This window comes from Clostridium sp. Marseille-P7770 (assembly GCF_902143525.1).
Lineage (GTDB): Bacteria > Bacillota > Clostridia > Lachnospirales > Lachnospiraceae > Pilosibacter.
The window spans coordinates 78,465-99,801 of sequence record NZ_CABFVC010000007.1; the positions used below are offsets into that span (position 1 = coordinate 78,465).

The following is a 21,337-nucleotide window of genomic DNA, read 5'->3' on the forward strand; positions in this document are numbered from 1 at the left end:
AGCAATCGTAAAAAAATACGATTGCTTTTTTGCGTATTTCTGCATATAATATATTCAATAAGAGCAAAATGGAGGCGATTGATATGCGTGAAACAAGAATATTGGAGTTCAAGGAAACGATTACGAACACATTTTTAAAAACAGTCAGTGCCTTTTCAAATTATGATGGCGGAACCATTCTTTTTGGTGTAGATGATGATGGAAATATAAAAGGTTTGCCGGATGTCAAGCAAGCTTGTCTGGATATTGAAAATAAAATCAATGACAGCATTACACCGCAGCCGGACTATACGCTTGAAATACAGAATAATGACCAGACGATAAAACTTACTGTGAAAAGTGGACTTCAGAAGCCGTATCTATATAAATCGAAAGCCTACAAGCGGAATGATACAGCAACGATAGAAGTAGACACTCTGGAGTTTTCAAGGCTGGTACTGGATGGAAAAAACATTCGATTTGAAGAATTGACTTGCAAAGATCAGGAACTGTCCTTTGAAATTTTACATCGTAAACTGAAAGAAACTGTCCGGATTGAAAATTTTGATAAGGATACGCTGAAAACATTGAACTTATATGACGATGTAAATGGATTCAATAATGCGGCCGGACTTTTGGCAGATAAAAATCATTTCCCCGGAATTGATATTGTCAAATTCGGAGAAAACATCAGTATCATTCAAAAGAGATCAACCTTTGATAATATATCGGTTTTAGAGGTATATGAAAAGGCAATCGAGGTATTCAGAGACTATTATCAATACGAAGTAATACAAGGTGCTGATCGAAAGAAAATGGAGAAAATACCGGAAGCTGCTTTTCGAGAAGCAATCGCCGATGCTCTGATTCATAGAGTATGGGATGTGGATTCACAAATCAGAGTTTCGATGTTTGATGATCGAATCGATATTGTTTCTCCTGGTGGATTACCGTCCGGAATCACAGAGGAAGAATATCTGTCTGGAAAGCTTTCTGTTTTAAGAAATAGAAATCTTGCCAATGTATTTTATAGATTAGGATTCGTAGAGATATTTGGAACGGGAATTACAAGAATAAAACAACTCTATGCGGAAGCTTTGATAAAACCGGATTTTGAAGTTTCGGAAAATGCTATAAAAATTGTGCTTCCGATATTTGAAAAAAATGCTGATCTGACAGAAGATGAAATTGTAGTTTATAAGCTTTTGAGCAAGACGATGCTGAAGCCGATCAGAGAAGTTGCACCGTATGTACCTTTTGGTAAATCAAAGACAACAAAGCTACTGAAAGAAATGTGTCAAAAAGGTGTGATCACAGTGGAAGGAAAAGGCAAGGGTACAAAATATATTATTAGTTAAGACATGGGTTCCTGAAACAGTGTTTCGGAAATTCAAAGAAAGCAACAGGTAGTAACAACTTGCTCAATCTTGCTCTGATTTGCCACAATCTGTAATTTCAGACCATATCACCATAATCCCCGAAATCCCTTGCAAAACAGGACATTCCGGGGTAAAACAAGGAGAAACAAAACTATGATAAAAGTATTATTCATCTGCCTCGGCAACATCTGCCGAAGCCCACTCGCCGAGTTCTACTTTAAAGACCTCGTAGCAAAACACAACCTTTCCGCTGAATTTTATATCGAATCCGCGGCGACCTCCTATGAGGAGACCGGAAACCCGGTACATCCCGGAACAAGAAAGAAGCTGGCAGCGGCAGGCATCTCCTGCGCGGGGAAGACTGCGAGATGTATGGAGAGGGAGGATTACCGGAAATTCGATTATCTGATCGGGATGGATCAGGCAAATATCCGGAATATAACACAGATCGCGGGCGGTGATCCGGAGAAGAAGATCTATAAGATGCTGGAATTTGCCGGAGATGGCTGGAAGGAGCTTAAAGCAGGAAAGCGGAACCTGGACAAGGTGCCGGATGTGGCGGACCCGTGGTATACGGGGAATTTTGATGATACCTGGCGGGATGTGACGGCCGGGTGTGAGGGATTATTAAAGTTTTTGGATTAGTTATTGAAACGGGTTTTCATCTGCAAAATCCTGTTGTGGTGCATGGGAAAGGAGTGACCATGTACTGTAACTCGATGAGAGGCAGAATGGTGTACTCGATATGGAAAACGATAAAGGATGGTATAGTGTAGCCAGCTGTTAGTATGTAGATCAGACTCTGCGGAACAGCTAATCGTGAATCGTAATAAGAAAGGAAAAACATATGGTAAAAAAGATCATTCATGACCCCATGTTCCTCAGGCAGAAGTCTGTGGACGCGACCGAAGCCGATAAGCAGGTGGTGACAGACCTTTTAGACACCCTGCGGGCGAATCTGGACCGGTGTGTCGGGATGGCGGCGAATATGATTGGGGTGAAGAAGAATATTATTGTTGTGGCAGTGGGACCGTTTCAGTTTGCAATGATCAATCCGGTGATCACAAGGAAGAGCGGACCGTACGAAACGGAAGAGGGATGTCTTTCGCTGAGCGGTGTGAGATCGTGCACGAGGTACCAGGAGATCGAGGTGGATTACCTGGATCAGAATTTTGTCAAGAGGCATGGAAAATATTCCGAATGGACAGCGCAGATCATTCAGCATGAGATCGACCACTGCAATGGGATCCTCATATAAACATATAATCGAGAAAGAACCTGGCGGCTGCCAGGTTCTTGTTTTCCCTCCCTTACTTCTCAACCTCCGGATCCGTCGGATCCCAGTTCTGCTCAGCCGGAATCTTTTCTGCCGCCGGGCGCTCAAACGGGGCGGCGAGGTTGTCGCCAACGGTGACGACTGTTCCGGATGCGCAGTGATCGTAGATCCATTTGCAGTCAGCTACGGTCATGCGGATGCAGCCGTGGGAGGCAGGTTCCCCGAGCTTGTTGTATTCCTCTGCCGGAATATTATAGATGCTGGTGGTCTTTCCAGGAACGCTGTGGAAAAGAATGCTGGTATTTCCGAGTCTTGAGCAGTACTGTCCGTAAGTGGATTCTACCAGAGCATGCCAGAGGTACTTGTTCGTGAGTTTAAAGGTTCCGACCGGAGTCGGAGTGCTCGATTTTCCCGGGGAGCAGATAAAGGTGCGGTACGGGATAATGTAACCGTTGTCTCCATCCGGTGCATATACGGTAACCTGGCAGCGGGAACGGTCAACAGTGATCCGGAAGGACGGTGCGGCGAGAATTCCTTCAAGATCCTGGATCAGTGAGCAGGAAGTTTCGTCAAAATAAAATTTGTATCCATCGATATACTGCCAGCCCTTGACGGCATATCCGTCGGAATCAAAGTAGTACCAGTTGTTGTTTGCATTCTGCCAGCCATTTTTCGTGAGCTCACCGCTTTCATTCCGGTAGATCAGACCGTCAGCCGTCTCATGAATCCCGGTCGTAAGGTCCTCCGGCGGAGTCTCCCGCTGTTTCACCATGCCGTTTACAGTCCAGCGGCCATCGGAATCGACCTGGAAGCCGTCCGGAGTTCTTGTTCCGGCCAGCAGCTGGCCTTTTTTATCAAAGTAGTAGCATTCTTCCATGCCGTCCTGGTCGGAATCGATCCAGTACCAGCCGTCTGCGGCGTAGGAGCCGTCTCCTAGATCGTATTTCCACTGGTTCGGCCCTCCCTGATTGGACCATGTTCCTGCATAGGAGGCCAACGGGTTGATGAGCAGTGCTGCGAAGGCTGCGCCGAGGCAGGTGCGGAGTGTATATTTTGTTTTCTGATTCATAATGGGGTTCTCCTGAAGGTAAAAATAAAATTCTTTTTCACATGAATATAGCTGCCTCGCGTTCCACACAGAGGAACCGAAACAGCTTCGCTTTTTATTCTAAGTATATCACTGAAAAAAATCAATCCTTTTTCTGAAAATCCTGTTACATCCTGTTACATGGACCTCATGCAGTCCCCATTCGTTCGAAAATCTTTACTTTTCGAAAAAAATGACTATAATAGATCAGGGCTCAAAATCCGGGGATCCGATATCTGTTTACAGATGCCGGATCCCTGAATTCCCAGCCTCGATAAAACATGAATAAGCAGCCATTTTTATTAACAAAATGGTAACAGTTACGCAAAGTGAGCGGATTATGAATGTTCTGCAAAATGCAGTTCATCAGATAAAAGACAGCGGGTAAGATTCAGGACCCGAACAACAAGACATCAAAGGAAGTGAACTACAATGAATATCGTAGACAAATTCGGAAATATCGTGGGAACAGAGGCCATGAAGGATCCGGAGAAAGCACGGCGACTCCTCCTCACCGGTTACCGCATGCAGGAGAAAAAGCTGCAGCTTTTCCCGGACCGCGCACTGCCGGAATCCGGACAGTATGTGGCGAAGATTGTCATGAAGAACATCATTGAAGCGCTTGCAAAACCGGAGCAGGCGGCGATGGTCAGCATTTTTGTCCCGGGCGAGCTCGTGACGGCAGCAGGCCTTACCCCGTACTCGGTGGAGGCGCTGTCCTGCTTTATCGCCGGAACGAAATGCGAGCAGGCATTTTTGAGAAGAACGGAGGAAGAGGGATTCCCGGAGACCATGTGCTCGTACCATAGGGTGTTCCTCGGAGCGGCGCTCAGCGGACTTCTTCCGAAACCGAAATGCACGGTCTACACGAACCTTGCGTGTGACGGCAATATGATGACATTTCCGTATCTGAAAGATAACTTCGGATGCGAGGGCTTTTATATCGATGTTCCGTATGAGAAAAATGAGGACTCCGTAAAATATGTTGCGGACCAGCTGAGAAAGCTGAAGGGATTCCTGGAGGAAGTGACAGGAAAGAAGATCACAGAGGAAGCAGTCGCAAAGGCGGTCGCGAACAGCAGGAAGGCATCTGAAAACTATCGGGCGCAGCTTGCCCTGAGAAAGGACCACGATCCTGTCACATCCCTGACGAATGAATTGTATGCACTCTTCATGTGCCATCTGATGGCCGGATCGGAAGAGGCAGTGAAATACACGAAACTTCTCCTTGAGGATGTGAAGAAAGCCCCGAAGGGCGAAGGACTCCATGTTCTCTGGATGCACATCATGCCGTTTTTGCAGGAGCCGGTGAAGGAAGTATTCAACTACAATCAGAAGATGCACATCCGCGCCTGCGATTTCATCGCCGATGGATTCCAGGAGATGCATCATGAGGATCCGTACGAGGCGATGGCGGAGAAGATGGTAAACTGCATCTATAACGGGAATGTGAACCAGAGGATCGAGGCCGCAAAGAACCTCGCAAGGGAGACGGATGTGGACGGCGCGGTCCTGTTTGCCCACTGGGGATGCAAGGGAACGATCGGCGCGTCGAGCCTGATCAAGAGCTCCCTGGAGAAAGACGGACTGCCGACCATGATCCTCGACGGGGACGGATGCAATCCGGCCAACACCAGCGACGGTCAGGTTTCAACGAGACTTCAGGCATTCATTGAAATGCTGGAGAAGGCGAAAAGTGAGTAATCGATTCTGAATGAAACACACATTTGACAAGATCAGACAAGCAGCGAAAGAGGATTGCGAACATCCTTTGACTTGCAAAAAACGAATTGATTACAAAAAGGAGAAAATTTCATGATACATTATGTCTGTAAATACACCCCGATCGAGCTGTTTGCGGGCTTCGGGGAAACATGCGCGGTCCTGGAGGAGATGCCGGAGAACTTCGAGATGTCGGACCAGATCGCCCATGCAAATCTCTGCGGATTCGGAAAATCCGTGATCCAGGCAGTTCTGCAGGGAAAAGCGGATGAGCTTGTCATGGTGAACTGCTGTGACTCCATGCGCCGCGTGTACGATATCGTTGCGAGCACAGGAAAATGCAAATTTCTGTATATGCTGGATCTCCCGCATGACGACAATGAGTGCGAGAAGGAAAAGTTTGCGGCAGCGATCCGCCGCCTGAAAGAGGCGTATGAGAAGTATTCCGGGAAAACATTTGATAAAGCTGCATTTTTCCATTCTTTCGCGAAACTTCGCACAGAGACGAAACCATATATTGGCGTTCTCGGCGTGCGTGTCAGCGGTGTCCTGGAAGACATGATCCGGGAAAACATCCGGATGGATGTGGATAACCTCACCTGTACCGGAGGAAGACGGTTGACAGTGACTCCGGAGGAACTGGAAAAGATGGATGAGGACGCGATGTTCCTCGCCTATGCGGACGGACTTTTGGGGCAGATGCCGTGCTTCCGCATGAACCAGAGTTCAAGGAGAACAGCTCTCTATCTGGACCCGAATTTAAAGGGGATCATTTATCACACGATCAAATTCTGCGATTACTATGGATTTGAGTACGCGAGCATCAAGAAAAACATCAAAGTCCCGCTTTTGAAGATCGAGACGGACTTTACGAGCCAGAGTGCCGGACAGCTTCTGACGAGGATCCAGGCATTCTCGGAGACGATCGAAGGTTCGGAGGACATGGACCCGGGAAAAGGAATCAGCGAGGAGGCAAGAGAGAAGATGGCATCAGGAGTTTATTATGTAGCGGGAATTGACAGCGGATCTACAAGTACCGATGTTGTGATCCTGGATCAGGACGGAAAGATCAAGTCCACGATGATCATCCCGACCGGCGGCGGAGCGACCATGAGCGCGGAGAAGAGCCTGGAGCTGGCCGTGGAGAAAGCGGGAATTAAAAAGGAAGAGATCGTCCGCATTGATACGACAGGATACGGACGTGCCTACATCGACAGTGGTGACGACAGCATCACGGAGATCACCTGCCATGCGAAAGGCGCCCATTATCTGAATCCGAATGTCCGCACTGTCATCGACATCGGCGGACAGGACATCAAGGCGATCAGCATCGATGAGAACGGCGCGGTCAAGAACTTCCTGATGAACGATAAATGTGCGGCCGGAACGGGACGTTTCCTGGAGATGATGGCGAGAACACTGGGACTTTCCCTGGAGGAGATGAGCACGAGAGGTCTGAAATGGAAGAATAACGTGGTAATCTCCAGCATGTGTACCGTGTTCGCGGAGTCGGAGGTCGTATCGCTCGTTGCACAGAATAAAGATGTGGCAGATATCATTCACGGTCTGAATGTGTCCGTTGCGTCCAAGGTCGGTGCGCTGGCAGCCCGCCTCGGACAGAACAATCCTGGCGAGTACATGATGACCGGCGGCGTTGCGCAGAACCAGGGAATCGTTGAGGCACTGGAGGAGAAACTCGGCGCGAAACTCTATATCTGCGATGAGGCGCAGCTCTGCGGAGCACTCGGTGCGGCATTGTTTGCGTATGAGAAGTGCCAGGCTGCGAAGTAAGGAGAAAGAGTAAAAAATCCGTCATTCCGTCATGAAAACTAATTTCATGGCGGAATGGCGGATTTTGTCTCAGCCAGATAAGCTTTTTGTGGGAGTAGCTGCAAGCGCATCTCAGATGTAATTTATGAATGTGATAAATGGTCTGTGCGGATGCTCGTCCCCCGGAACAATGGATTTATCATTGGAATGTAATTCTTTTACCCGATCTTCTTATCTTCCTGAACCGGCTCGCATGTAACATCGATGCCGAGTTTCTTAAAGATATTTTTATCAACATTGGAGAGCATAACGGTCGTGTGGACCTGGCAGCCGCGGAGTTTCGGGAGCTGCTCTAACGCGATCCGGGCGTTGTCATCAGTAGCGGCACAGGTGGAGAGTGCGATCAGCACCTCGTCAGTGTGCAGTCTCGGGTTGACGCTGCCGAGATAGCGGACCTTTAACTCCTGGATCGGAGCGATGGACTCCGGGGAGATCAGGTCGATGGAGTGGTCGATCCCGCCGAGTTCTTTCACAGCGTTTAAGAGAACAGCTGCGGAAGCACCGAGGAGTTCCTTTGTCTTTCCGAGAACGATCTTTCCGTTCGGAAGCTCCATTGCAACTGCCGGAGCGCCGGTTTCCTTCGCAAGTTCGATGGCAGCCGGAACAACCGGGCGGTCATTCGGGGAGATCTTTGCCTGCTTCATGATGAGCTCGATCTTGTATGCTTCGTTCTGGCAGGAATCGTCTTTTACGACTTTTTCAAGCGCCTGGTAGTAGCGGCGGATGATCTCCTGGCAGGAAGCTTCCCGGCACGCATCATCATCAAAGATGCAGAGTCCGGCCATGTTGACGCCCATATCGGTCGGGGACTTGTACGGGCATTCGCCGAAGATCCCTTCAAAGATCGCGCTCAGCACTGGATAGATCTCAACGTCACGGTTGTAGTTGACGGTAGTCTTTCCGTAAGCTTCCAGATGGAACGGATCGATCATGTTTACGTCGTTTAAGTCAGCGGTAGCGGCCTCGTAAGCTAAGTTTACCGGATGCTTTAACGGGAGGTTCCAGATCGGGAAAGTCTCGAATTTTGCGTATCCGGCCTTTACGCCGCGTTTGTTTTCATGGTAGAGCTGGGAAAGGCAGGTTGCCATCTTTCCGCTTCCCGGTCCCGGAGCTGTGACAACGACGAGCGGACGTGTTGTCTCGACATAATCGTTCTTTCCGTACCCTTCATCGCTGACGATGAGCGGGATATTGCTCGGGTAGCCGTCAATCTCGTAGTGGCGGTAAACCTTAAGACCGAGCTTTTCCAGTTTGTGTTTGAACTGCTGGATCGCCGGTGTGTCAACGTAGCGGGTGATCACGACGCTGCTGACATAGAGTCCGCGGTCGGTGAATACTCGGATCAGGCGCAGCACGTCGAGGTCGTATGTAATGCCCAGATCGTAGCGCACTTTGTTCTTTGTGATATCAGCGGCGTTGATCGCGATGACGATCTCCGCCTGGTCAGCGAGCTGCATCAGCATGCGGAGTTTGCTGTCCGGTTCAAAACCCGGAAGCACGCGGGATGCATGGTAATCATCATACAGCTTGCCGCCGAACTCCAGATATAATTTATCGCCGAATTTGCTGATTCTCTCACGGATATGGTCAGACTGCATGGCGAGGTATTTATCGTTGTCGAAACCCTGCTTAATCATTTGTTCTCTTCTCCTCTTAATCATGATAAATGAAAGATCCGGTTCAGGGCATTCCTGAAAGACATCCGGGCGGACAAAGCCGTCATGGGGTGGACGTCTGGATCGGTTTCATATTGTTTTATCGTACCCGTCTATCTATTATCCACCAAAAACATCATTTTGAACAGTAGTTTTTTAATTTTTCTTTTCAAAATCCATATACTTATGCTATGATGATGGTAACTATGGGAGAAGAACAGGAAGGACAAATATGAAAAAAATGCTATTTGCGTTCTCCATGGCGGGGATCCTGCTGTTATCAGCATGCGGAAGACCGGCAGCGGAGGAGACAGAGGCGGCAGAGACAACAGCGGAAGCGGAACGTGCGCAGGAGACCAGCGGTGTCCTGGTGATCGAGGATGCCGGAGAAGATAAGAACAAAACAATCTCCGTGCGGATCGTGGATTCCTCGAACCCGGCGCTTCCCGGGCGTGAGGCGAAGAAAGTCCGCGGCATCTACATCACAGGTCCTGTGGCCGGAAATGAGGAAGTCTTAAACGGAGTTCTGGACGGCGCCCTGGCGGCTGGGATCAACGCGGTGGTCATCGACTTTAAGGAGGACCAGGGGAGGATCACATGCCCGGTGAGCGCTGTGACCGTGAATGAGATCGGTGCCAGCATTCCTTACGTCCGTGATATGAAAAGCCTGATCGAAGGCCTGAAGGAACGGGATCTCTATGTGATCGCGAGAGTTGCGGCTTTCCGGGATTCTTACCTTGCGGAGAAGAAGCCGGAGTGGAGTCTGACACTGCCGGACGGAAGTCTGTACCGGGATCGCCAGGGGATGGCCTGGGTGGATCCGTACCGCCACGAAGTCTGGGATTATCTTCTGGAAGTTGGGAATGAGGCGAAGGAACTTGGCTTTGATGAGGTCCAGTTCGATTATCTGAGATTCCCGAATGAGGCATCGGCCGGACAGGTCGTCTACGATGATGCGGTGATCCGGGGACGTTCCAAGACGGATACGATCCTGGAGTGTGCCAATTATTTATATGAAAATCTCGCATCCCAGGGACTTTTCGTGTCGGCGGATGTGTTCGGCACGATCATCGGGAGCGGAGTGGATTCCAGCGCTGTCGGCCAGGATTATACGGAGATGGCGAAGATCCTCGATTATATCTGTCCGATGATCTATCCGTCCCACTACAGCTCCGGAAACTTCGGGCTGGAGCATCCGGATATGGAACCTTATAAGACGATCTTCGGAGCGCTCCAGAAGTCCGGAAAAGTCCTGCTGGACGCGTCGAGAGCTGATAACCATGAGAGCCGCCAGGCAATTGTGCGCCCGTGGCTTCAGGACTTTACGGCGACATACCTCGGAGAGGGCAATTATATCACCTACGGGGCCGCTGAGGTCGCAGAGGAAGTCCGCGCGGTGCAGGATGCCGGATATGAGGAATGGATGCTGTGGAGCGCTGCGAATAAATACCACTTAGAGGGACTTTCTACGGACGGAAGCAGCGCGGCTGCGGCGGAAGTTTCGACAGAAACTTCTGAAGAAGGCGAGACAGCGGCTGAAGATGCAGACGGGACTTCTGAGGCTGAGTCCGCGGCAGAAACCGCGCAGCAATAGAAAAGAAAAGTATAAGAGTAAAGTCATAGAACCTTATGCCAAAGGAGACACCGTCCTGAAAGGGGCGGCCGGACCCGGCAGAATGGAGAAAAAAATGGAACAGATTCGTAAAACACCAGTGCCGGGAGAATTCTACCGGCACTTTAAAAATAAGTTATACCAGATCGTTGCGGTCGCAACTCATTCGGAGACCGGAGAGGAGATGGTCGTCTACCAGGCTCTGTACGGGGATTTCAAGGTGTGGGTGCGCCCGTTATCGATGTTTTTGGAGGAGGTCGACCGGGAGAAATACCCGGATGCGGCGCAGAAATACAGGTTTGAGAGAGTACGTCTCGTGAAACCGAAAGATGCGGGTCAGTCCGGAACGAAATCAGCTCTTGAAAATGCCCAGCCGGAAAAAAATGATGCGAAAACCATTGATCAGGACGCAAAAAATCCGGCAGCGAAACAGTCAGCAGCGGCCAGCGAAAGCGGGAACGTGCAGATGACAGCCGGACAGGCGCCGGAGGAAGAACCGACGGTCAGCCAGGACCTTCTGGACTTCTTTGATGCGATGGACGAGAAGAATTACGACCGGATGCTGGAATGTCTGACGAAGCTTTCCGCGCATGCGACCCGGAAGGAACTCGATGATATCTGTCTGGTCCTGGACATCAATCCGCCGGCGGGCTGTGATGATATCTTGTCTCAGATCATGTTCATCAAGCGCCATCTGGCGATGATCAGAAAGTTTGACGGGGAGAGATTACGTTGACAGAAAAGGAAAATTCTTATGAGCGCCCGACCTTTAATATAGAAGAAGAGCTGAAAAAACTCCCAGCATCGCCGGGAGTTTATCTCATGCATGATAAGCACGATGAGATCATATATGTAGGAAAAGCGATCAGCTTAAAGAACCGTGTGCGCCAGTACTTCCAGAGCAGCCGCAACAAGACTGCGAAGATCGAAAAGATGGTCTCGAGGATCGCCCGGTTTGAGTACATCATCACAGATTCGGAGCTGGAGGCACTCGTTCTGGAGTGCAACCTGATCAAGGAACACAGACCTCGTTATAATACGATGTTAAAGGATGACAAGACGTATCCTTATATCAAGGTCACGACGGACGAGCCGTTCCCGAGAGTCCTGTTCTCCAGAACGATGAAGAAGGACAAATGCCGGTATTTCGGACCGTACACCAGCGCCGGGGCGGTAAAGGACACGATCGATCTGATCCACAAGCTCTGGAAGATCCGGACATGCAGCAGGAACCTTCCGAAAGATATTGGAAAGGACCGCCCGTGTCTGAATTACCACATTAAACAGTGCTCGGCACCCTGCCAGGGCTATATCTCCGAGGCAGAATATAAAAAGTCCGTCTCCGAGGTCATCGAGTTCCTGGACGGAAAATATACGCCGGTCTTGACGATGCTGGAGGAGAAGATGATGGCGTCCTCCGATGCGATGGAGTATGAGCAGGCCATCGAGTACCGGGAACTCTTAAACAGTGTGAAGCAGGTTGCCCAGAAGCAGAAGATCACGAGCCAGAGCATGGAGGACCGCGATGTGATCGCCATGGCGCGGGATGAGGCGGATGCGGTGGTCCAGGTATTTTTTGTCCGCGACGGAAAGATGATCGGACGGGAACATTTCCGTGTCTCCGCGTCTACGGCGGACAATAATTATCAGATCATCGGAAGCTTCGTAAAGCAGTTCTACGCGGGAACTCCGTTTATCCCGAGAGAGATCTGGGTTCAGGAAAAGTTCCCGGAGATGGACCTGATCGCGGAATGGCTCACGAAGCGCCGCGGACAGGCAGTAAAATTCCTGGTCCCGAAAAAAGGGCAGAAAGAGCGCCTGGTGGAGCTTGCGGAGAAGAACGCGAAGCTTGTGCTCGATCAGGATAAAGATAAGATCAAGCGGGAGGAGCTCCGGACCATCGGCGCCATGAACCAGGTGGGCGAGTGGCTGGGACTTGGAAAAGTCCGCCGGATGGAGGCCTACGATATCTCCAACATCAGCGGGTTTGAGTCGGTCGGCTCCATGGTGGTGTTTGAGGATGGAAGACCGAAGAGGAATGACTACCGGAAATTTAAGATCAGGACGGTCCAGGGCCCGAACGATTACGCGTCCATGGAGGAGGTCCTGACGCGCCGGTTTACCCACGGGATGGAGGAGCTGGAAGAAGAAAGGAAGAACCGGGAAGACGGAGAGGAAGCACTGGACGGAAGATTCGGAAGCTTTACGAGATTCCCGGATCTGATCCTCATGGACGGCGGACGCGGACAGGTGAATATCGCACTGAAGGTCCTCGATGAGCTGCGGCTCGATATCCCGGTCTGCGGCATGGTAAAGGACGACAACCACCGGACGAGAGGTCTCTATTATAATAATGTGGAGATCCCAATCGACCGCCATTCCGAGGGATTCAAGCTTGTGACGAGGATCCAGGATGAGGCCCACCGGTTTGCGATCGAATATCACAGGAGTCTGCGAAGCAAAGCACAGGTCCATTCGATCCTGGATGATATTGAAGGAATCGGTCCGGCGAGAAGAAAGGCGCTGATGCGGAGATTTAAGTCACTGGAAGCGGTGCGGGACGCCTCCCTGGAGGAACTTGAGAGTACAGAGGGAATGAATAAGCGCGCGGCGGAGAGTGTGTATACGTATTTCCGTGAAAAAGACCGTATGCCTCAGATCTCAGAGTAGATGAAAATTTCGTGCCCCCAAAACTGTATCATACGGAATTTTCAGTGCAGAAAATTCCTACCCGTGAGAAGTAACAATTTCGTGACATTCTGCCTGTGATATGATAGGATGAAGATAACTGTGCGCAGAGAGAAAAAGACTGGAGAGAAGTGTTCAAAGTCAGCACGATGCGAAGCCGTCAGACTCTGCGGGACTGCCGGTTTGGAGTTAAAACAGGAACAAAAAGAACAATCGCAGGTTATGTATGTCAGCAGACAGATACAGAAAGGAGAACTTCATCATGTACGGAGTTACCATAGCCGAATTAATAGAAAAAATGGATTTCAAAAACCTGACACCGGAGCTGGATTCCGAAAAGATCGTCGTTTCCCACCCGGATGTCAATCGTCCGGCGCTTCAGCTCACCGGATTTTACGCGCATTTTGACAACGAGCGCGTGCAGATGATCGGAAATGTGGAGATCGCATATCTCTCCGGACTTTCCAGAGAGCGCAGGATTGCGATGTATGACAAGCTGATCTCCAGCAAGATCCCGTGCCTCGTATTTTGCAGAAATCAGATTCCGGAGCCGGAGGTTACAGAACTCTGCAGCCACTACGGTGTTCCATGTCTTCTCTCCTCGAAACCGACATCCGACACGATGGCGGAGGTCATCCGCTGGTTAAAGGCAAAGCTTGCTCCGTGCATCAGTATCCACGGAGTCCTTGTCGATGTATTCGGCGAAGGCGTCCTGATCACAGGTGAGAGCGGGATCGGTAAGAGTGAGGCGGCTCTGGAGCTGATCAAACGAGGTCACCGTCTCGTCAGCGACGATGTGGTGGAGATCCGCAAGGTCAGCGATGAAACACTTGTCGGCTCTGCCCCGGATATCACAAGATACCTGATCGAGGTGCGCGGGATCGGCATCATCGATGTAAAGACCCTGTTTGGCGTCGAGAGCGTCAAGGACACCCAGTCCATCGACATGGTCATCAAACTCGAAGAGTGGGATAAGAATAAGGAATATGACCGCCTCGGTCTTGAAGACCAGTACACGGAATTCCTTGGAAATAAAGTGATCTGCCACAACATTCCGGTCCGTCCGGGACGTAACCTGGCAGTCATCGTAGAGTCCGCAGCGGTCAACTACCGTCAGAAAAAGATGGGATACAATGCGGCCCAGGAACTCTACAACCGCGTGCAGGCGAACATCGCGAAACGCAGCGAATGATCGTACAGCCTGCTCTGGATAAAAGTGCAGGTGGAATTATATAAGAAGGAGAAACATTCATGGAAATCAGAACAAATGAGCCGATGGCGCGGCACACATCGTTCCGCGTCGGTGGCCCGGCAGACCGGTTCATGATTCCGGAATCAGAGGAAGAACTCCGCGAGGCAGTCCTGGACTGTAAAGCGTCCGGAAAGCCGTGGTACATGGTCGGAAACGGGAGCAACCTTCTCGTGGGAGATAAAGGTTTTCGAGGCACGATCATCAGCACGGAGCGGCTTACGGAGCTGGAAGTTCAGAAAAACGAAAACAGTATCATCGCCGGAGCCGGTGTGATGCTCTCAAAGCTTGCGAACACGGCGGCGAGAGAGAAGCTTACCGGTCTGGAATTTGCAGCGGGCATTCCCGGGACCGTCGGCGGCGCAGTCATGATGAACGCGGGCGCATACGGTTCCGAGATGAAGAACGTGCTCCTGTGGGCGGACGTGATGGACCGGGACGGGACGGTAAAGCGGCTGAAGAATGAGGAGCTGGAGCTCGGATACAGAACGAGTGCGCTGGAGCGCCGTGGGCTCTTCACAGTGCGCGCAGCGTTTAGCCTGACAACGGGGGATCCGGGCGCGATCCGGGCAAAGATGGAAGAACTCGCGGCAAAGCGAAAAGAAAAACAGCCGTTAGAGTATCCGAGTGCCGGAAGCACCTTTAAGCGGCCGGAGGGATATTTTGCCGGAAAGCTGATCGAGGATGCCGGATTGAAGGGATTTTCTGTCGGAGGCGCAGCAGTTTCCGAAAAACACGCAGGTTTCGTGATCAATAAGGATCATGGAACGGCGGCGGATATCCTGGAACTCTGCAATGAGGTGAAACGACGGGTGAAGGAAAATTCCGGCGTGGATCTGGAGATGGAAGTAAAATTATTAGGGGATTTCTAGGAGAGTTTACGGGTAGGAGTTTTCCGAATGGAAAATCCTGCGGGATATAGTTGCGTTCGCAGATTCTGTGTACAGCAGCTTTCTAAGAATACAGGGAGGAAGATCTCGTTGAGACTTGTAATCGTGACCGGAATGTCGGGAGCCGGAAAGACAACGGCATTAAAAACACTGGAAGACATGGGCTTTTACTGTGCCGACAACCTGCCGGTCCTTTTGATCGAAAAATTCGCGGAGCTGGTCATGAACGGACAGAGCGAAAAACAGGATATCGCCCTCGGGGTAGACGTGCGCAGCGGTGAGGAACTGCCGTATCTTGAGACGATCATCCGGAAATGGAGAGAGAACAAATATCCGTTCTCGATCCTGTTTCTGGACTCCTCCGATGAAGTCCTGATCAAGCGTTTTAAGGAGACGAGACGGAGCCATCCGCTCTCAAGGACGGGGCGCGTGGAAAAAGGGATCGAGCTGGAGCGGGAAAAACTCGCTTTCCTGAAAAAAGAGGCCGACCAGGTCATCGACACCAGCAGACTTCTGACAAAGGAGCTGCGCCATGAGCTGGAGAATCTTTACCGGGGAAACGACGGACACAGCAGCATGTTTATCACGGTCCTGAGCTTCGGCTTCAAATACGGGATCCCGGCGGACGCGGACCTCGTGTTTGATGTGCGGTTCCTCCCGAATCCTTACTATGTGGAAGAACTGCGGTTTCACACGGGAACAGAAAAAGCGGTGCAGGACTATGTGATGCAGGGCGGTACCGGGGAAGAATTCCTGAAGAAACTGAATGACCTTCTGGAATTTGTGATCCCGAAGTATGAACAGGAAGGAAAAACGCAGCTTGTGATCGCGATCGGGTGCACCGGCGGACGTCATCGTTCGGTGACGATCGCAGGAGAAGTATTTAAGCGTCTGACGGAGTCCGGGCGGTATGAGATCCGGCTGGAACACAGAGACGCGGGGAAGGATGGAGGAAAGTAGTCATGTCTTTCTCTTCCAGGATCAAGGAAGAACTTTCCAGGCATATGAGCGCAGCAAGGCACTGCCAGATCGCTGAGATCGCGGCGATCTTAAGTCTTTGCGGTCGGATCCAGATCTCCGGAGACGATCATTACAGCATCAAGATCCATACAGAAAATGTGACGGTTGCCAGAAAGTGCTTTACATTATTGAGAAAAACATTTAATATAGAAACTGACATTTCTATACGGAGGAACGCGCATCTTGGGAAAAACAGGATCTATTCAGTCTGTGTCAAACAGCATGAGGACGCGCTCCGTGTATTGAAAGCCACAAAACTTCTATCGGAAGACGGAGAGATTGGGGAGAATCTTTCTGTGGTGGGAAATGTGGTCGTCCAGAACCCCTGCTGCCGCAGGGCATTTTTGCGCGGCGCTTTTCTCGCATCAGGATCGATCAGTGATCCGGAGAAGTTTTACCATTTTGAGATCGTCTGCGCGACAGAGCCCAAAGCGCGCCAGATCCAGTCCATTATGGCGACGTTTGATATCGATGCAAAAATTGTCATCCGCAAACGCTACTATGTGGTATATATTAAAGAGGGAAGCCAGATCGTAGATATCCTGAATGTGATGGAAGCCCATCTGTCACTGATGGAGCTGGAGAACATCCGCATTTTAAAAGAAATGCGCGGAAATGTAAACCGCCAGGTCAACTGCGAGACGGCAAATATTAACAAGACAGTGTCTGCTGCCGTGAAACAGATCGAGGATATCGAATTTATCCGCGACACGGTGGGATTTGAAAGTCTCCCGGATGGTCTTGCGCAGATCGCGCGGGCAAGACTTCTGAAACCTGAGGCGACACTGAAGGAACTGGGCGAAGACCTGGAACCGCCGGTTGGAAAATCCGGTGTCAATCACCGCCTGAGAAAGCTTGGTGAGATGGCGGAAAAACTGCGGGACCAGGGGACAGATAGCTGAATGGAAATTGGTTACTTCCATTCTTTTGTGCAATTGAGGAGGATTATTATGATAAAACGTACGGTGACCATTGAACTTGCTTCTGGTCTGGAGGCTCGTCCGATCGCAATGTTAGTACAGCTTGCGAGCAGCTACGAGAGCACGATCTACGTCCAGAGCGATAACAAAAAGATCAATGCGAAGAGCATTATGGGCATGATGACCCTTGATCTTCCGGTCGGCGAGCAGGTGATCGTGACAGCGGACGGAGTGGACGAAGAAAAAGCAGTAAACGATATTGAAAAATATCTGAGTAATAACTAAGGAATAAGTCAGGACATGCACTGGTTTGTAATAAAAAACGCGTTGCAAGATTGCTTGCATAAGAGTTTTTTGTTACAAACCAGTATACGGACGACGTCCGTGCTTCTTGTACGCTTGAAAGGCGGACAAGAAGATGCATGTCAATGAAGAGATATATCCAAACAACGGGACTGCCGCCTTTCGGGGCGGCGGTCTTTTTCTGATAAATGAGAAAGAAACGGAGGAGACAGATGGCATTTACACACTTGCACGTCCATACAGAGTACAGTCTTCTGGACGGATCCAGTAAAATCGGAGAGCTGGCGGCCCGGGCGAAGGAACTCGGCATGGACAGCATGGCGATCACTGATCACGGTGTCATGTACGGTGTGATCGATTTTTACCGTGCGGCCCGCGCGGCGGGGATCAAACCGATCATCGGCTGCGAGGTGTACGTCTCCCCCGGATCGAGATTTGACCGGGAGACCGTTCACGGTGAGGACCGGTATTACCATCTGGTCCTTCTCGCGGAAAACAATACCGGTTACCAGAACCTGATGAAGATCGTCTCCAAAGGCTTTGTGGACGGCTTCTACTACAAACCGCGGATTGATGAGGAGGTCATGCGGGAGTATCACGAAGGGATCATCGCGCTGAGCGCCTGCCTGGCCGGTGAAGTTCCGAGATATCTGGAAAAAGGACTTTACGAGGAGGCGAAGGAGGCGGCAAAACGTCACCTGGAGATTTTCGGTGAGGGAAACTATTTCCTGGAACTCCAGGACCACGGTATCCCGCTGCAGCGCCAGGTCAACCAGGGGATCATGCGCCTCTCAAAAGAACTGAACATCCCGTTAGTGGCGACAAACGACTGCCACTATATCAACGCCGATGACTGGGAGGCCCACGACATCCTGCTCTGCATCCAGACGGGAAAGAAAGTCTCCGATGAGAACCGTATGCGCTACGAGGGCGGACAGTACTATGTAAAATCCGAGGAGGAGATGCGACAGCTCTTCCCGTATGCCCCGGAAGCGATCGAGAACACCCATAAGATCGCGGAACGCTGCAACGTGGAGATCGAGTTCGGCGTCACAAAACTGCCGCGGTTTGATGTGCCGGATGGATACGATTCCTGGGGCTATTTAAACCACCTCTGCGATGAAGGATTTGCACTGCGCTACCCGGATGATGACGGGACACTCCGAGCCCGCCTCGACTATGAACTCGGAACCATCAAGAGCATGGGATATGTGGACTACTTCCTGATCGTGTGGGACTTCATCAACTTCGCGAAATCCCACGGGATCGCGGTGGGACCGGGACGAGGTTCCGCGGCGGGAAGTATCGTGGCATACTGCTTAAAGATCACGGACATCGATCCGATCCGCTACCAGCTTCTCTTTGAACGTTTCTTAAACCCGGAACGAGTCTCCATGCCTGATATCGACGTGGATTTCTGCTACGAGCGCCGTCAGGAAGTCATCGACTATGTCGTGGAAAAGTACGGAAAAGACCAGGTGGCTCAGATCGTGACCTTCGGTACCCTGGCGGCCCGCGGTGTGATCCGCGATGTGGGCCGTGTCATGGACCTTCCGTACAGCCTGTGTGACCAGGTGTCGAAGATGGTGCCGGCAGAGCTCAACATCACGCTCGATCTGGCGCTGCAGAAGAATCCGGAGCTGAAAGCGCTCTATGAGTCGGATGAGCAGGTGAAAAAGCTCATCGATATGAGTAAGCGGCTGGAAGGACTCCCGCGCCACACCTCGATGCACGCGGCTGGCGTCGTGATCTCAAGGACCTCCATCGATGAGTACGTCCCGTTATCGCGAGGCGCCGACGGAACGATCGTGACCCAGTTTACAATGACGACGCTGGAAGAACTGGGACTTTTAAAGATGGACTTCCTGGGACTGCGCACGCTCACCGTGATCCAGGATGCTGTGAAGATGATCGAGAAAGACTATGGTGTGAAACTTGATCTGGAACACATCGATTATGATGATAAAAAAGTCATGGATTCTCTCGGGACCGGAAAGAACGAGGGCGTGTTCCAGCTGGAAAGCGGCGGCTTCAAGACCTTCATGAAGGAACTGAAGCCGACAACACTGGAAGATATCATCGCCGGAATCTCCCTCTACCGTCCGGGCCCAATGGATTTCATCCCGAAGTATTTAAAGGGAAAAAATGACCCGGCATCCATCACCTACACCTGCCCGCAGCTGGAGCCGATCTTAAAGCCGACCTACGGCTGTATCGTCTACCAGGAGCAGGTTATGCAGATCGTAAGGGACCTGGCCGGATATACGCTCGGTCGAAGTGACCTTGTGCGCCGTGCCATGTCGAAGAAAAAAGCGGCAGTCATGGCGAAGGAGCGCCAGAACTTCGTCTACGGAAACGCCGAGGAGGGCGTAAAGGGCTGTATCGCGAACGGCATCGATGAGAAGACCGCGAACCAGATCTACGATGACATGACGGACTTCGCGAAATACGCCTTCAATAAGTCCCATGCAGCAGCTTACGCGGTGGTCGCTTATCAGACGGCATTTTTGAAATTCTACTATCCGAAGGAATTTATGGCAGCGCTCATGACCTCCGTGATGGACAACACGACGAAGGTCTCCGAGTATATCCTTGCCTGCCGGAACATGGGAATTCCGATCCTGCCGCCGGATATCAACGAGGGATACAGCGGGTTCTCCGTATCGGGGAACGGCATCCGCTATGGCCTCTCCGCGATCAAGAGCGTGGGGCGCGCCGTTGTGGACGTGATCATTGCCGAGCGTGAGAATGGAGGACTTTTTAAGAGTCTTGACGATTTTGTGTCGAGAATGTCGAACAAGGAAGTCAATAAGAGAACACTTGAGAGCTTCATAAAATCGGGTGCGCTGGATACGCTTCCGGGAACGAGAAAACAGAAGCTCATCGTCTCAGGCGACCTGCTGGAGAGCAAAGCCAGGGAGAAAAAGACGGTCATGGAAGGTCAGCTGAGCTTCTTTGATCTCGCTGCGGAGGAAGAAAAGGACAATTTCCAGATCACATTCCCGAACGTGGGAGAGTACGACAAGCAGACGCTGTTAGCCTTCGAAAAAGAGACGATCGGCATCTATGTCAGCGGCCATCCGATGGAAGAGTACCGGGAACTCTGGGAGAAAAATGTGACGGCAAAAACCTCCGATTTTGTCGTTGACGAGGATGGAAAGACCGTTGTGGAGGATAATTCCAATGTGGTCATCGGCGGAATGATCACGTCAAAAAAGGTAAAGACTACAAAGACAAACCAGCTCATGGCATTCATCACGATCGAGGATCTTGTGGGCACAGTGGAAGTCCTCGTGTTTCCGAAGATCTACGAGAAGAACCGTCCGTCATTTACCGAGGAAAACAAGGTATTTGTCCGCGGCCGGGCATCCATCGGCGACGATCCGGTCGGAAAGCTCATCTGCGAGGAAGTGATCCCGTTTACGGACATCCCGAATGAACTCTGGCTCCAGTTTGAGAACCAGGCATTCTACGAGAGCCATATCGATGATGTCATGGCGGCGCTCCGGGATTCCGATGGAAAAGACAGAGTGATCATGTATCTGAAGGAAGAGCGGAAGATGCGGAGACTTTCCGAAAACTGGGCAGTTCTTGCAGGGCCGGATCTCCTCGGCCGCCTGTACCGGATTCTTGGTGAAAAAAATGTCAAGGTTGTGCAAAAGGTCATTGAAAAGAAGGGGAAAGTGTATTAAAATATGTACGTATATGGCGAATGATCGACAGAATC

The 21,337-nt window shown here is 50.8% G+C and carries 16 protein-coding genes; 14 read left to right on the forward strand and 2 right to left on the reverse strand.

Annotation, left to right across the window (positions count from 1 at the left end; all coding sequences use genetic code 11):
* Positions 1-83 precede the first annotated feature (83 nt).
* From FN001_RS15620 to FN001_RS15630, 3 genes are all read left to right on the forward strand, one after another.
* On the forward strand, positions 84-1,337 hold the full coding sequence (locus FN001_RS15620) for an ATP-binding protein (RefSeq protein ID WP_142412453.1): 1,254 nt from the start codon (positions 84-86) through the stop codon (positions 1,335-1,337).
* A gap of 174 nt (positions 1,338-1,511) precedes the next feature.
* Entirely contained in the window at positions 1,512-2,003 is a 492-nt protein-coding gene (locus FN001_RS15625; protein WP_118298931.1) for a low molecular weight protein-tyrosine-phosphatase, read from the forward strand.
* Positions 2,004-2,205: 202 nt separating this feature from the next.
* Positions 2,206-2,616: a peptide deformylase gene (locus tag FN001_RS15630; RefSeq protein WP_142412454.1), complete on the forward strand. Its 411-nt coding sequence runs from the start codon at positions 2,206-2,208 to the stop codon at positions 2,614-2,616.
* A gap of 52 nt (positions 2,617-2,668) precedes the next feature.
* On the opposite strand, the gene FN001_RS15635 is transcribed toward FN001_RS15630, so the two are convergent.
* On the reverse strand, positions 2,669-3,703 hold the full coding sequence (locus FN001_RS15635) for a L,D-transpeptidase (protein WP_142412455.1): 1,035 nt from the start codon (positions 3,701-3,703) through the stop codon (positions 2,669-2,671).
* 450 nt (positions 3,704-4,153) lie between these two features.
* On the opposite strand from FN001_RS15635, the gene FN001_RS15640 reads away from it, so the two are divergent.
* Both FN001_RS15640 and FN001_RS15645 read left to right on the forward strand, forming a co-directional pair.
* The gene (locus tag FN001_RS15640; protein WP_142412456.1) at positions 4,154-5,425 is read left to right on the forward strand and encodes a 2-hydroxyacyl-CoA dehydratase subunit D; all 1,272 of its coding nucleotides are present in this window, start codon (positions 4,154-4,156) and stop codon (positions 5,423-5,425) included.
* 111 nt (positions 5,426-5,536) lie between these two features.
* Positions 5,537-7,234 carry an acyl-CoA dehydratase activase gene (locus FN001_RS15645; protein ID WP_142412457.1) on the forward strand — a complete coding sequence of 566 codons (1,698 nt, stop codon included), beginning with the start codon at positions 5,537-5,539 and terminating at the stop codon, positions 7,232-7,234.
* 197 nt (positions 7,235-7,431) lie between these two features.
* On the opposite strand, the gene FN001_RS15650 is transcribed toward FN001_RS15645, so the two are convergent.
* Positions 7,432-8,910, reverse strand: coding sequence for a DUF1846 domain-containing protein (locus tag FN001_RS15650; protein ID WP_486463530.1), 1,479 nt, complete (start codon positions 8,908-8,910; stop codon positions 7,432-7,434).
* A 250-nt stretch (positions 8,911-9,160) separates the two neighbouring features.
* Here FN001_RS15650 and FN001_RS15655 point away from each other — a divergent pair, with 250 nt between their 5' ends.
* From FN001_RS15655 to FN001_RS15695, 9 genes are all read left to right on the forward strand, one after another.
* A complete protein-coding gene (locus FN001_RS15655) occupies positions 9,161-10,522 on the forward strand; it encodes a putative glycoside hydrolase (RefSeq protein WP_142412458.1) in 1,362 nt (453 codons plus the stop codon).
* Positions 10,523-10,616: 94 nt separating this feature from the next.
* On the forward strand, positions 10,617-11,276 hold the full coding sequence (locus FN001_RS15660; protein WP_142412459.1) for a DUF1653 domain-containing protein: 660 nt from the start codon (positions 10,617-10,619) through the stop codon (positions 11,274-11,276).
* Positions 11,273-13,210 (forward strand): excinuclease ABC subunit UvrC, encoded by a 1,938-nt coding sequence (gene uvrC / locus FN001_RS15665; RefSeq protein WP_118532314.1) that lies wholly within the window; start codon positions 11,273-11,275, stop codon positions 13,208-13,210. The genes FN001_RS15660 and uvrC overlap by 4 nt, the downstream gene beginning before the upstream one ends.
* Positions 13,211-13,490: 280 nt before the next feature.
* The gene (hprK, locus tag FN001_RS15670; protein WP_118532421.1) at positions 13,491-14,420 is read left to right on the forward strand and encodes an HPr(Ser) kinase/phosphatase; all 930 of its coding nucleotides are present in this window, start codon (positions 13,491-13,493) and stop codon (positions 14,418-14,420) included.
* A 59-nt stretch (positions 14,421-14,479) separates the two neighbouring features.
* Positions 14,480-15,349, forward strand: a complete 870-nt coding sequence (gene murB, locus FN001_RS15675; RefSeq protein WP_142412460.1) for a UDP-N-acetylmuramate dehydrogenase — start codon at positions 14,480-14,482, stop codon at positions 15,347-15,349.
* 108 nt (positions 15,350-15,457) lie between these two features.
* Positions 15,458-16,327: an RNase adapter RapZ gene (rapZ, locus tag FN001_RS15680; RefSeq protein WP_118298941.1), complete on the forward strand. Its 870-nt coding sequence runs from the start codon at positions 15,458-15,460 to the stop codon at positions 16,325-16,327.
* 2 nt (positions 16,328-16,329) lie between these two features.
* Entirely contained in the window at positions 16,330-17,289 is a 960-nt protein-coding gene (whiA, locus tag FN001_RS15685; RefSeq protein ID WP_118298942.1) for a DNA-binding protein WhiA, read from the forward strand.
* 48 nt (positions 17,290-17,337) lie between these two features.
* Positions 17,338-17,592, forward strand: coding sequence for an HPr family phosphocarrier protein (locus FN001_RS15690; protein WP_142412461.1), 255 nt, complete (start codon positions 17,338-17,340; stop codon positions 17,590-17,592).
* Between the two features lie 230 nt (positions 17,593-17,822).
* The gene (locus FN001_RS15695) at positions 17,823-21,302 is read left to right on the forward strand and encodes a DNA polymerase III subunit alpha (protein ID WP_142412462.1); all 3,480 of its coding nucleotides are present in this window, start codon (positions 17,823-17,825) and stop codon (positions 21,300-21,302) included.
* Positions 21,303-21,337: the final 35 nt, after the last annotated feature.

What these genes read in the sequence shown, in the direction of transcription:
- FN001_RS15620 (WP_142412453.1), top strand. Translation starts at nt 84, where the DNA reads ATGCGTGAAACAAGAATATTGGAGTTCAAGGAAACGATTACGAACACA.
- FN001_RS15645 (WP_142412457.1), top strand. Translation starts at nt 5,537, where the DNA reads ATGATACATTATGTCTGTAAATACACCCCGATCGAGCTGTTTGCGGGC.
- whiA (WP_118298942.1), top strand. Translation starts at nt 16,330, where the DNA reads ATGTCTTTCTCTTCCAGGATCAAGGAAGAACTTTCCAGGCATATGAGC.
- FN001_RS15695 (WP_142412462.1), top strand. Translation starts at nt 17,823, where the DNA reads ATGGCATTTACACACTTGCACGTCCATACAGAGTACAGTCTTCTGGAC.
- FN001_RS15630 (WP_142412454.1), top strand. Translation starts at nt 2,206, where the DNA reads ATGGTAAAAAAGATCATTCATGACCCCATGTTCCTCAGGCAGAAGTCT.
- FN001_RS15650 (WP_486463530.1), bottom strand. Translation starts at nt 8,910, where the DNA reads ATGATTAAGCAGGGTTTCGACAACGATAAATACCTCGCCATGCAGTCT.
- FN001_RS15660 (WP_142412459.1), top strand. Translation starts at nt 10,617, where the DNA reads ATGGAACAGATTCGTAAAACACCAGTGCCGGGAGAATTCTACCGGCAC.
- FN001_RS15655 (WP_142412458.1), top strand. Translation starts at nt 9,161, where the DNA reads ATGAAAAAAATGCTATTTGCGTTCTCCATGGCGGGGATCCTGCTGTTA.
- FN001_RS15625 (WP_118298931.1), top strand. Translation starts at nt 1,512, where the DNA reads ATGATAAAAGTATTATTCATCTGCCTCGGCAACATCTGCCGAAGCCCA.
- murB (WP_142412460.1), top strand. Translation starts at nt 14,480, where the DNA reads ATGGAAATCAGAACAAATGAGCCGATGGCGCGGCACACATCGTTCCGC.
- hprK (WP_118532421.1), top strand. Translation starts at nt 13,491, where the DNA reads ATGTACGGAGTTACCATAGCCGAATTAATAGAAAAAATGGATTTCAAA.
- FN001_RS15635 (WP_142412455.1), bottom strand. Translation starts at nt 3,703, where the DNA reads ATGAATCAGAAAACAAAATATACACTCCGCACCTGCCTCGGCGCAGCC.
- FN001_RS15690 (WP_142412461.1), top strand. Translation starts at nt 17,338, where the DNA reads ATGATAAAACGTACGGTGACCATTGAACTTGCTTCTGGTCTGGAGGCT.
- FN001_RS15640 (WP_142412456.1), top strand. Translation starts at nt 4,154, where the DNA reads ATGAATATCGTAGACAAATTCGGAAATATCGTGGGAACAGAGGCCATG.